At 55.9% G+C, this 12,547-nt stretch carries 9 protein-coding genes; all 9 read right to left on the bottom strand.

Annotated features, from left to right (window positions below; genetic code table 11):
- A partial coding sequence (locus AC1D00_RS08465) for a CoA-transferase (RefSeq protein ID WP_477010346.1) occupies positions 1-420 on the bottom strand: 420 nt, incomplete at its 3' end.
- Positions 421-477: 57 nt separating this feature from the next.
- Positions 478-2,871: a N,N-dimethylformamidase beta subunit family domain-containing protein gene (locus tag AC1D00_RS08460; protein WP_477010345.1), complete on the bottom strand. Its 2,394-nt coding sequence runs from the start codon at positions 2,869-2,871 to the stop codon at positions 478-480.
- Positions 2,872-2,889: 18 nt separating this feature from the next.
- Positions 2,890-5,226, bottom strand: coding sequence for a N,N-dimethylformamidase beta subunit family domain-containing protein (locus tag AC1D00_RS08455; protein ID WP_477010344.1), 2,337 nt, complete (start codon positions 5,224-5,226; stop codon positions 2,890-2,892).
- A gap of 96 nt (positions 5,227-5,322) precedes the next feature.
- On the bottom strand, positions 5,323-6,963 hold the full coding sequence (locus AC1D00_RS08450) for a branched-chain amino acid ABC transporter permease (protein ID WP_477010343.1): 1,641 nt from the start codon (positions 6,961-6,963) through the stop codon (positions 5,323-5,325).
- A 36-nt stretch (positions 6,964-6,999) separates the two neighbouring features.
- A complete protein-coding gene (locus AC1D00_RS08445; protein ID WP_477010342.1) occupies positions 7,000-7,881 on the bottom strand; it encodes a branched-chain amino acid ABC transporter permease in 882 nt (293 codons plus the stop codon).
- A 3-nt stretch (positions 7,882-7,884) separates the two neighbouring features.
- Positions 7,885-8,721, bottom strand: coding sequence for an ABC transporter ATP-binding protein (locus tag AC1D00_RS08440; RefSeq protein WP_477010341.1), 837 nt, complete (start codon positions 8,719-8,721; stop codon positions 7,885-7,887).
- Between the two features lie 4 nt (positions 8,722-8,725).
- On the bottom strand, positions 8,726-9,493 hold the full coding sequence (locus AC1D00_RS08435; RefSeq protein WP_477010340.1) for an ABC transporter ATP-binding protein: 768 nt from the start codon (positions 9,491-9,493) through the stop codon (positions 8,726-8,728).
- 5 nt (positions 9,494-9,498) lie between these two features.
- Complete coding sequence (locus AC1D00_RS08430; protein ID WP_477010339.1) at positions 9,499-10,788, bottom strand: ABC transporter substrate-binding protein; 1,290 nt, start codon at positions 10,786-10,788, stop codon at positions 9,499-9,501.
- Between the two features lie 416 nt (positions 10,789-11,204).
- A complete protein-coding gene (locus tag AC1D00_RS08425; RefSeq protein WP_477010347.1) occupies positions 11,205-11,477 on the bottom strand; it encodes a response regulator transcription factor in 273 nt (90 codons plus the stop codon).
- Positions 11,478-12,547 lie beyond the last annotated feature (1,070 nt).

Raw genomic sequence — 12,547 nt, 5'->3', positions numbered from 1 at the left:
GGATCGCTCGGGGAATATGCCATCTTGATCGAGAATACCGACACCAACCGGCACCAAGACTCCGCCCAGCCCAACTGCACCGGCGCGGATCTTCTCCGCCCAGGTCCCCATCGGAAAGAACTCAGTCACCGAAACAGAGCCCGCGATGTACGCGCTGGTCGATTCTTCCGTCGTACCTATGTGCGTGCCGATGAACTTCTTGATCTGCCCATGTTCAAACAGTTTTGCCTTTAGGAATCCGCCGCGCATTCCTGGCGTATTAGCGATCAGTGTAAGGTCGCCGATTCGCTGATCCAATAGCCATTCTATGCATTTCGCGGGTTCGCCAGCCCCGACAAACTCACCCATCATTAGCGTAATGCCAGGCTTAATCCGCTCCATGGCTGCATCCAGCCGGTGTACCTTGTTCGAATACGCCATAGCCTTACTCACTCATGCCTCGCCGATCGGGATGACATTTAGTGTGCCGCTCACGCACTACTTCCATTGCTTTTCTTCCGAAATCCAATGCTGACCCGGCAGTTGGCCAGTGCTGGTGAACGCATTTACGACGTTGGCCAGGAGCCGTGACACATTGTTGTCGAAACCGTTACATGGCAACGATTGCGCGAAGGCGATGGAGCCCGCAGAAAACACTGCGCCATTCTTGGGGGCCGTAAAATAGGTCATGTCGGCCCTTACGCGATAGTCGTATGACCCGGCCAGACCCTGATAGTGATAGTGGATGACCTCTGGGTTCACGATGAAGTTGTCTGTGTGCCCACCGGACGAGGCGACGATCTTGGTGTGCGGTGGAGTTCCAAGCGTAAGGTCGAACCGGTCAAGTGCTAAGCCAGCCGCCCCATTATAAGCAAGACCAAAGTCACCAATGATCTCGCCCTTGATCCCTTTCGTAATCCAAGACACCGTCCGGTGATAGCTGTCCGGCATGAGGCGATAGAACCGGCTTTTGCCAAAGCCGTCCGAGATAAATCCAGTTCCCACAACCTTCTGTGCTGGTCGGCCTTGCGCTCTCCACGCACCGCCCTTTTGTCCGTTGCTCGCCATGTAGTATTCGCCAGGGCGGGCTTCCCAAGCCTTCCACGAAGGGCCGAACCTCCGACATTCCATGACCCATGGCYCATCGTCGCGAAAAGCTACGCTCGTATCCAAGCCGTTGGCACCCAAATGAACGTACCGGCCTCCACCAGAAATGTAATCCTCCGTCGCATCGAGCATCCGCTCGGAATAGTATGCGGGGTGAGTACCGGTAATGACACACTTGTAGGGAGCGAGAGCCGCAACACCATCCCGGTGCAGGTCTTCATCGGTCAGAACATCGTAGTCGTAGGCCTGATGTTCAAGCCAGGCCACGATGGACAGGTCCGCAGCCAAGCCCCACGACACACCCAAGCTAGGCATCCGATGCTTTGGACGCATGTTCGTGATTGGCCTGCGATATGAGCTATAGCAGACGCCCTGACCATCATCGTGATGGTCATACATCGAAAGGCCGAACTCCTCTTGCTTATATACTTCAAGATCGACCGCTCCCATGATCGGCGGCATACCTGTTACTGGCTGAATTGTTCTGGCGTCGGTACTAAGACGCTCGTTCGCGTAAGCAATGTAGGTCGCTGTGGGAGCGAGGAAGGCGATACGCGCGGTAGGGGACTTCGGTCGGACAAAGAAGACTATGTACTCCTCACCCAACCCTTTCCCGTTCCCAGCCCGCAGACGCATTGCGTACACGCCGCTTCGCAGCGTTTCAGGTAGCTTGAGGGATCTCGCTGGACTCCATTTGCAATCGATCATTGCATCCGAGTGAAACTCAATTCCACCGTACTCTTGAGGAGCCATCCGGAAACAATCGTTGAAGCCGTCCCAGTTCCAGCCAGTCTGCGCGCGGACAGGTCGATTGTAGCCTTTGGCGTGAAGCTGATAGGGACCAACATCCGTTACAATGTCGCCGACTCCCCGATCCGTGTATCCATGGGCGGTGTTCCAATAAGCAACCAAGTGCTGGCGGGAAGGTGGCTCACCTTCTTGAAGTTCGTCGAGCTCCGCCGGACTCAAGGTCTCGGTGAACAGTCCCGGGCGATCGATCTTGCCGCAAAATGTCTGCGAGACGAAACTGCCATGCTCCGTACTCCAATCGTGCGAGCCCGCGATCAAGAACCGCGTTTCGGTCAGGTGCTGTTGGCGAATCCGAAACACTTTGGAGACGCGCGATCGGTGATCAATCAGAGCGACCTTGCCGAGCAAACTGTTGTAGCGATTTCTAACGGCCTCTTGATGAAGGGTTGCCCGCCCGGTTTTCGCATCAAATGTAGCAGCTACGAAATACCATACATGGCTGTGCAGTGGCACCTCGGCCTGCAGGTGATCTACTTCACGTCCGTCGCCTACTGTGAACTCCATTCGACCATTCTGGTCGACGCCAAGACAAAACCCGGATTTCTTGTAGTTGTCCCACCGGCTAATTACACATTGACGGCGTCCGGCCTGTGGCTTTGTCGGAAGTACAAATGCGAACAGGGTCAGGCTGCCCCTCAGCGCGAGTCTTCCGTCCGGATCAGCGACCTCGAGAAATGACCCGACCTGCGTGAATTGCTTTGAGACCTTCCAGACGCCATTGGCGTCACAGTTAATCTCTTCCTCAACCAACCCTGGGCCGGATGGATGCTCATCGCCATGGATCAGGCGCACCATTTGCGCGTGCGCAACATTCGCACCATCCGCATTGACGTAGAATTTGATCGCTTCCCCTGGCATGACCGAAATCTTGTCACTGTAGCCAAAGACCTTGATTTCAGAAGAATTATCCGTTCGATTCGACATCGCTTCCGACTGCGCAGATGAAGCTTTAACTAGATGCAGGTCGCGTGACATAGCACTGTCCCATGTTGATCAGGTTGGCACCTTCCCCAATTTCAACTCGACCTCGGTTTTCAATTCCGACGCTGGGAGTGGCCCTGGCTTGATGAAGGTATTTACAACGTTCGAAAGTAGCCGAGAGACATCGTTATCGAAATTCTTGCACGGTAACGCCTGTCCGAAACCGATCGAGCTGCATGAGAACACAGCGCCATCGTTCGGCGCCGCAAAATAGGTCATGTCGGCACGCATCCGGTAATCGTAGGAGCCGGCGAGCCCCTGATAATGATGTAAGACCATAATCGAGTGCATGATATAATTGTCATCGTGACCACCGGAGGCAGCGATTAGTTTGGTATTAGGCGGCGTACCCTTTTTCAGGTCATACACATCGAGCTCCAAGCCAGCTGCTCCCTCGTGCGCTAACCCGAAGTCACCAAAGGATTCTTTGTCAATTCCTTCGGTGACCCACGCTAAAGATGGATCGTAACTGTCCGGCATTCGGTGGAAAGGCATCGCTGTTGCAAACCCCTCGCCGACAAATCCCGTTCCGACAACTTTCTGTGGAGCTCGACCTCGTCCCCTCCACGCGGCGCCCTTCTCTCCTGTTGACGCCATGTAATGCTCACCAGCGCGAGCCTCCCATGCTTTCCAGCCCTCACCAAACTTACGGCACTCTAGGACCCACGGCTCATCATCACGGAACGCCACACTGCAGTAGTATCCGTTGCCACCTAGATAGATGTAGCGTCCGCCTCCGGCGATGTAGTCCTCGGTCGAGTCCAGCATGCGTCCCGAATAATACTCGGGGTGAGTGCCCGTAATCACGCATTTGTACGGAGCCAACGCCGCGACGCCTTCGAGGTGCAGATCCTCGTCGGTTAAAACGTCGTAGTCGAACTTCATGTGCTCAAGCCAGGCGATGACGGAGAGGTCAGCTGGGAATTGCCAAGTCGTATTCATTGACGAAATGCGATACTTGGGTCGCATATTAACAATGGGACGGCGATACGAGCTGTAGCAGACACCTTGGCCGTCCGCCCAGGAATCGTAACAGCCGTGACCAAATTGCGGATTTTTATACATCTCAATGTCGATATCTGCGAGGATTGGCGTCGAACCCGACATCGGTTGAACGATTGGYGCGTCAAAGCTGAGATGCTCATTGGCGTACGCGAGGTAGCTTGCGGTGGGAGCGAGAAATGCAACGCGTCCGGTCGGCGATCTCGGTCGCACGAAGAAAACTATGTGTTCCTCCCCCAAAGCCTTTCCGTCGCCTGCGCGCAAGCGCATCGCGTACACTCCGCTGCGAAGTGTCTCCGGCAGCTTCAATGCTTTCGTCACCTCCCATTTGCAATCGATCAACGCGTCAGCATGGAATTCAATTCCACCATATTCTTGGGGAGCCAAACGGAAGCTGTCGTTGAAGCCGCCCCAGTTCCAGCCGGTCTGCGCGCGGACAGGCCGATTGTAGCCCGTGGCGTTCAAATGATGGGGGCCGACGTCGGTGACAACGTCACCTATGCCGCGGTCAGTGTATCCGTCAGCTGTGTCCCAGTAAGCAACCAGGCCGTCCGACGGGGGCTTCTGTCCGCATCTGATCGCATCAAGCTCCTCTCGACGCAACGCCCGATCGAACAATCCGCACCTATCGATTTTTCCGCAGAACAACTGCGAGACAAAATTACCGCGTCTCTCGTGCCAATCCCGCGACCCAGCCATGAGGAACGGCGTCTCAGGCAGATTCTTCTGCCTGAACCGGAAGACTTCGGAGACATGCGACCGGTAGTCGACCGGAGCGACCTTACCGAGCAGGCTGTTGTAGCGGTTCCCGACACCTTCCTGATACAGGGCAACTCGACCTGTTTTGGCATCGAGAGTCACGGCCACGAAATACCACATCTGGGCCTGAAGCGGCACTTCAGCCTGCACGTAGTCGACCTCATCTCCTTGACCGACCCAGAATTCCAAACGCCCAGTCTTGTTGATGCCGAGACAAAAACCAAAATTTCTGTAGTTGTCCCACCTGCCGATCAATGCTTGCCGGTGTCCGACCTCGGGCAGCAGCGGATGTATGAAGGCGCACAAAGTAAGACTACCGTTGAGTGCAAGCTTGCGCTCCGCGTCCGCCACCTCAAGGAAAGATCCCACCTGTGCATACTGCTTTTTCACCTGCCAAGGACCATCGGCGCTGCAACTAACTTCTTCCTCAACGAAGCCAGGACCGTCCGGATGCTCATCGCCATGGATTAAGCGCACCAATTTCGCTTCCGCGGTATCGGTACCGTCGGCATTGACGTGGAACTGAATAACGTCCCCTGGCCGCACCGTTATCTTGTCGGCGTAACCAAATATCTTGACCTGCGCCATCGTCCTATCCTGAATTCGTATATTGTGGATGGGAGCAACCGCTATGAGCTGCGAGTGCTTCCACCTAGTTGCGCGTTGGATATTCCGCCTAGAGTGCTATGACTCGAGCAGGTCTTGGACGCGGCGCAAGAACACACCGTGGAATGCTTCGTCTGGGGTGACGTAAATCTTGTCCTCCACGACGCGAGGAGCAACGCCGCGATGGCCCGACAGCGCCACGATTCTATAAGACTTGAACGGCTCGACTACTGCGATTGCGTACTTGTCGATTTGAGGTTGCCCACGGAAGTAAATGAGCAGCCGCTCAAGCGCTTCGCTGTGTTGGCCTGATGGAGATCGCCGGTGCTCTGCGATTACCTCAGGCGACACCAAGGTCTTAAGATAATCGCGTTGCATCTTGTCGAACCGTCGCCGATACACGAGATCCTTGTCATGCACTTCGGTCGCTTCTTCGGGTAACATTTCGCCTCCCTTCTCCGCCCTCGTCGAACGGCGTTCACTTTTCTTCTTGTTTCGCCAGGCGCGAAATTGCGCCTTGATGCCAAACAAGCCATTCCGCAAATACAAAACTATGAAGAGCATGATCAGCCCGACAATAATCAGGCGAATTGGCCCGAGGGTAATCAGACCCCTGTCGAAAAACACAACGATCAGCGTGCCAACGACTGCGCCCTCTGCTCGACCAATGCCGCCGATCGCAAGCATCGCCAAACCCAACAGCACTTGATTGAAGTCAAATATTGCATACCCCACACCCGCGAAGTGGGCGACGTAGAATCCGCCGATCAAACCAAGCGCAGCAGAGGAAATCAGGAAGATCCAGATGCGGGCCTGGCGAAAGTTGACCCCAGTTGCCTCGGCAAATGCTTCGCGCTTCTCGGGGGCCATCCGCAATATTCGGCCTAGGCGGCGACCGTTGACGAACCTGTAAAGCGTCAATGCGACCAACATCAAGCCAAGGCAGGCGTAGTACCCCAGAAGCAGCGCACTGTCTTGGGACAAGTCATCCGGGATGTAGCTATCAGCACCGTACAAACCGCCAACGGCCGACCCGAAGACATTGGACGTGTAGAAGTATACTCGGCAAAGTTCATTCACCCCGAGCGTGAGGAGCGCATAGTAAAAGCCGTCCAGACGCGTTGCAGGCAGGGCGAGAATGCCGCCAAAGATCAATCCTATAACGGCTCCGATCGGCGGCAGCAGCCACCAGGGCAACCCCAAGTTTATGGACAGCCACGCCGTCAGATAGGCTGTTGTTCCAACCACCGCGTAGCTCGCCAGACTAAAGATACTGGCGCTGCCGAGAATGAGCATCCAGCAAAGACTGACTGCCGCGTAGATGCCGAAGATCGCGCCCGCGGTAAGCAACGTGCTCTGCACGCCGGCCGGCGCAACCAGCGGCGCCAAGGCGAGCAAAATCAATCCCAGCGCCCACCAGATCGGCCGTTTGTCGACGATGGTCTTCTCGGTCCGTAGCGTCTTTGGATTGAGGTCGCTCCGGATGTGCAGGACACGGCGGCGTGTCGGCCAGTATCGTAAGCGCTGCCAAGCGCGACCACCGTGACCGCCCCATTTGTGATAGTAACGGAGCCGACCAACTGGAAGCAGCGCAGTTTTCGATTTTCGAGTATCGTCCCAGACCTCCTCGTGACTGTGGAATGGGATCGTCGGCAGCTCCTCGACCGCTCCCTTTGCGGCCCACAAGTATAGAGGATTGCGCCACTTGGCTTCGCTCATTTGAGATTCCGGTTTGGCCGCGGGATGGCTCATCGATTACGCCTCCCTCGCTTTGTYGAGCATTCCGGCAAGACCTCGCGGCCGGAACATCAAGATCGTAATGATGAGCAAGAATTGCGTGATCAAAACGTATTGCCCACCTATATAGACAGACGTGACCGCTTCAGCGAAGGCGAGTATTGTCGCGGCTATGACAGCGCCTTGAACACTTCCGAGCCCGCCCAGCAGCGCAATGCTCACGCCCTTGATCATCGGCATTATCCCGCCGAAGGGAGAGACGTAGTATGTCTGCGACAGCAAAACGGCCGCCAAGCCGGCTAAGCCTCCGGTGATTGCCATGACGTAGAAAGCCGTTCGCCGTACGCCGATCCCGACGATCGATGCGGCATGGGGATTCATCATCATCGCGCGGATCTCAAGGCCGCGCCGGCTCGATCGCATCCACTTCAAGACCGCCACAAGCATCAGGACGGACAACAACACATTGCCGACGATGTCCGAGGTCAAGACCATTCCCAAGAATTTTATCTGCCAGCTGCCAAAGACTTCTGGCAGATTTCTCGCGTAGGGCCCGAACCACCACAGCAGCGCCTGCGCGCCCAGCAGACTGATTGCGAGCGTGGCCACCAACCCTCTTACCGGGTAGTTGGGCTTATCGTGAATAGGAATGAACGCCAGCGCACAGACAATTACGCCTGCAAGCGCGCCCGATAGAATTCCTCCGGCAAGGAGCGCCGGTCCCCACGACGAAATGTGCTGAGCCACTAGCCACGAACCGTACCCGCCGAACGAAAAGATAATGCCGTAGGCGAGGTTGAGAAGGCCAAGGCTCGACCAAGTGATCGAGATTCCTATGCCTAACGTGCCGTAAATGCATGCCAGTAGAATGGTCGAGCTGATCAGAAACCAGAGATCCATGACTTATGCCCTTCGATGACCGTGCAGCGCTAGCGCGGCAGATGCTTCGCCTTTCAGCTTGCCTGCGTGCATACCAATGATGCGGTCTACTCGACCTTCAAGCACAGCAACGTTCTGTTCGGCGATAATCATGGCCGCCCCACCCAGCTCAATCGCCATCAGCGCGTCGATAACGTTCTTGCCGATCTTCGGTGCAAGCCCCAGCGTTGGTTCATCTACGAGGAACAACGACGCCTCAGCCATGAGGCCCCGGCCGATTGAGACCATCCGACGTTCTCCGCCCGATAGACGGCCGACCGGAACTTTCATGAGTCGCCGCAACGGGGGGAATATCTCCAAGATGCGCTCTTTCCGTTGTGCGCGCTCCCGCCAAGCGCGGTGGGTGAATGCTCCAGAATCCAAGTGTTCGTCGACAGTCAGACCGTGGAAGATCTCATCACCTTGTGGAATGAGCGCCAGGCCGGCACGCACTACCAAGTGAGTGTAGCGCCCAGGGCCTTGACTGCGCGTGCGCCCGACTTCGATACCCTTCAACTTGACCGAGCCGCGCTGCCATCCGGTGAGACCGGCGATCGCGTAGAAAAGTGTCGATTTGCCGTGCCCATTGAGTCCAACTAGACCGACACGTTCGCCGGAATCCACAATCAGATCGAGATCGTGAATTACCCTCATGGGTCCATAGCCTGCCGAAAGGCCGTTGACGTTCAAAACCTCGCGCGGCGAATGAGCGGGGTACGGACTCTCAATCGAGATTTGCGGGTGGACCAAGTGCGGCACCGATGAACTCTGTGTCGAAATTCGCGGCATGTAATTCCTGATCCTTTGCGACATGTAGCTCATGATTTCAGTCCGCCACGTTCTCAAAATATGCGGCGTGAACTTTAGGATCTGCGAGGACGCCTTCAATAAGGCCTTCCGAGATAACTTCTCCGGCGTCCATGACCATCACACGATCGGCGATCGTTGCGAGAAGCTCGATACGATGCTCGACAATGACGACCGCAATATTCATCTCCTTCGATAGCAGCCGAAGGAGAAAGTCGATTTCGTCAATTTCGGCGTTGATCAAACCTGCTGCAGGCTCGTCCATCAGCAAAATTGCGGGACGTCTCATCAGCAGGCAAGCCAACAGAAGTTTTCGCCTATCGAGCGTATCTAGTTGAGCAGCCGGCGTTTCGTCGTCTACGCGAAGGTTGACAAGTTCGGCGCCATACTCGGCGTCGAACTTCGTGAGGAATGGCCGAAACGCCTGGCGCGCCGCCTTGAAGGTCTCTCCAACCGTCAATTCCTCCGGAATAACCGGGGCTTGATACGTGCGGCCAATACCAAGCCGAGCTCGTTCGTAGAGTGGCAACTGGGTGACGTTCTGACCCTTGAATGTCACTGCTCCACTTTTCGGCTTGATGCGCCCGGAAAGAACTTCAAAAAGGCTCGTCTTGCCTGCCCCGTTAGGGCCAATGATACCGAGGACCTCACCCAGGTCGACCTGAAGATTGATGTTCCGGAGGATTTCCCTCCCTCCCAGATTGAGAGCAATATCGCTGCATGAAAATAGCGGTTGCGCCTGAGGCTCGGGTGGTAGCTTCCTCAATTCGGGGCTGCGCTCAAGCATTGTCGCTAGCTCCACCACGGCGGCGGCTGGAACTTCGCTGACGCAACCTCCTTTGGAAAGATGATCTTGTGCTCGAGGTTCTGAATCTGAAGGTGAAGCAACGCCACTCCCTTGTTCACGTCCTTTGCGGCAAGCTGATCGTCGAAACCGTTCTCCGGAAAGTGGAAGGTTTCATGCCATGGATTGTCCAAATTGATGGTCCCACAAACGCCCCGCTGCGGATTCTTTTCAACCCACGTACATACTTCCTTGAACTTTTGTGGGTCACCGACCGCCTCCCACGCATGCTTTAGGAGATAGGCGATGTCGTATCCTACGCCCGGATACACAGCCCCAGGGAAGGGACTGGGAAAACGCTCCTTGTACTTTGCCTCGAACGCCCGGCCACGCTCGTCCTGATAGTGACCAATCGTTGTATCCCAACAGAAGCCGTTTCCAGCGGAGCCGACGAGGGTCAAATATTCCGGCTGTGAAGGACCATAGTGCAGATGGACCAGCGAGTTCTTGACCGGATCGGCAACGAATTGCTTGGTAAAGGCAGCAAGCTCCGCTGCCACCCAATGATTGATAAATATCGCACCGGCATCCACTTGCTTTAGTTCATGAACCACCGGGCTCCAGTCCTGGACCGGAATTTGAATGTCGGTGATTCTCGCGATTTCGAACTTTCCTTGCTTCTTGATCTGCTCTACCGCACCCTTCGTAATTGACCGGCTGTAGCCGGATTGTTCTTGGACAATATGCACCTTGCGGTTTTTTGGCTTCCAGAAGCCCTGCTCTTCTTGTTGCGCAAGCATCAGTGGATACGTCCAGCCATAGTCCAGATCCGACCCGTCAATCTGGAATACGTGACTGTATTTCGAAGGATTCGCCTTGATCGCTTCCGTTTGCGCGCGCTGGGCGGTGCCGTTGAAATAAGGGCATTTGTACCTGGCGGTTGCGTCCATCGACACAATAGGGATGAACACAAAGGCACATGAGATGGCGTGCACTTTTGCATCCACGCACGCCGCGAAGGCTTGCCTAATGCTTTCAGGCTCGATCGGATTTACATCGGCGGTAAATAGTTTGAGCTCGCGGCCCAAGACTCCACCAGAACTGTTGATTTCCTCTACCGCAAGCTGGGTCCCTCGAAGATGATCGAGATGATCCGCGGTTCCTACAGGAGCAGTTTGAGCCGTAGGGAGGCCAATCACGATCGGGTCCGCCGCAAATGCCGATCGCGCGATCCAAGGCATAGCGATCGCTGATCCGATACCGGCAGTGACGGCTCTTCGACTTACCTTGGTAGACATGCTTTCCCCTCCCGAGTTATCGATGGCCTAGAGAAACGCGCAATGACACGGACAACAATACGTCAACCGACCGATTTGACGGTCAGGGTGGCGGAAGCTGCTGGGTGATGCGCTCCGCGAGAGCGGGGGATCCTGCTGGGCGATGAACGCTAACGGCGCACGCGTTCACGGCTCATTTCTAGGGGCAGATTGCGATTGGCGTTGAGCGACCAGGGGCCAGCCAATACAACGACCGTGCAATAAGTCGAACCTGCAGCGATAGTGCGATGATCGGTTGATCGAGTTACGAATAGCCCGAGATGCTCGAGCAGACACCAGGATTCGGAAGGTTTGGCCCGCTACAACTGAGCATAGGACGGCGTAAGGCGCGGTCGAAGCACCTCATTTTGCGGCCTACCTCACAATAGATTTGTAGTTTAGAAATGGGACTGATTGAGGCTTCGAAGCCGAAGCTTCCGCGGATTTCGATACATGTTAGCCTCCGGAAGAAGAAGGCCTTCCGCCACTGCAACGGCCGCAAGCTTCGCTCTGGTAAGACACCCCATCTTCCTAAGGATATGCTCTACATGCGTCGACGCTGTGCGCGTTGAAATGAAAAGGCGTTGCGCAATCTCCGGGTTGGAAGCTCCGCTGGCGATCAAGTTCAGCACCTGGACTTCGCGAAGTGAAAGCCCGAACGGCCACGGCATCGGTTCTTCCGTGACAAGAATCAGTTCACCTGGGCAGGCCGCGAGCGTCACTCTGTGGCAATGGCCCGACTCGTCGGGCCAGAGAAAACGCTGCGACATCCAACAATTGAGGTTCGCTAGCAAAAGTCGACGGAGCGCGCCCCCTTCACCCAGATTGGCACCCGCCGAGCGACCAGGGAACTCGTGAGCTGTGCCGTTAGGGGCTATGATCAGGGCACACGCACTGGCACTCATTCCTCCCGCAAGTAGCTGTGGCGCGCGCAGGAGATCGCATGCCGCGGCGAGCATCGGACGAAAGCGCTCAATGATTTCCCTTCTAGAGTCCGTTGGCGCGGCCGGAGAAGTCCAGCTGAAGTGCACCGCTCCAGTGTAGCGTCCATTCGGGAGCCGGAGGCACATAGTCGTGCCCTCGCGGAAGCCGGACGGAATTAGAAACTCTTGGGCGGTTTGCGTTTCCGCAAAATGTACGTCCCAATCGCGCTCGTAGTCACGCCAACGTGGCGCGCCCGCGCTACATGTATGCGAAACCCAGAACCCAGGATTTTCGTCTATGTACTCGCTGTTTATATGCGATACGGCAGATTCGGAATAACCATCACTTACAAGCCTTTGATGTCGATCCGAGCTTGACAAGGGGTCCCAGCTCGACAGCATAAACGCCGAACAACGGACCAGATCACGAAGGAGACCCATCATCTCCGACGCGTTGCCCAACAGTTCATCGGCCGGGTCGGTTGATGTACGGGTCGCCCCGGCAAGAGCAGGGAGTAGTTCCTCGATCCTCATCCCGTTCCGCCTCGGCATAGTTGCCTTCGACATCGGCCCGGCGCCCATTTTCCAGCAGCGGCCAAACCGGAATACCAACTAAAATAACGCTTTAGACTATACTAGTTTCGAGAACTTACAATAAACCTGCATGCTCCGGAGGACAGAATCCGGTCCCGAGATCAGCGAAGTCGACTGATCGATGCGCTGCGGCCGGGCCGGCCTCACCGTCAGCGGCACAGCCAATGTGACGATCAGGGGATCGGAAAATCTAGATCTTACTACGACGCCTCTGGGTGCCCTCC

The organism is Bradyrhizobium sp. P2_E8 (assembly GCF_056403875.1).
The sequence above is the reverse complement of the archived record's forward strand: the minus strand, read 5'-3'. Positions and strand labels throughout refer to the sequence as shown.

What these genes read in the sequence shown, in the direction of transcription:
- AC1D00_RS08450 (WP_477010343.1), bottom strand. Translation starts at nt 6,963, where the DNA reads ATGAGCGAAGCCAAGTGGCGCAATCCTCTATACTTGTGGGCCGCAAAG.
- AC1D00_RS08435 (WP_477010340.1), bottom strand. Translation starts at nt 9,493, where the DNA reads ATGCTTGAGCGCAGCCCCGAATTGAGGAAGCTACCACCCGAGCCTCAG.
- AC1D00_RS08430 (WP_477010339.1), bottom strand. Translation starts at nt 10,788, where the DNA reads ATGTCTACCAAGGTAAGTCGAAGAGCCGTCACTGCCGGTATCGGATCA.
- AC1D00_RS08425 (WP_477010347.1), bottom strand. Translation starts at nt 11,477, where the DNA reads ATGCCGTGGCCGTTCGGGCTTTCACTTCGCGAAGTCCAGGTGCTGAAC.
- AC1D00_RS08440 (WP_477010341.1), bottom strand. Translation starts at nt 8,721, where the DNA reads ATGAGCTACATGTCGCAAAGGATCAGGAATTACATGCCGCGAATTTCG.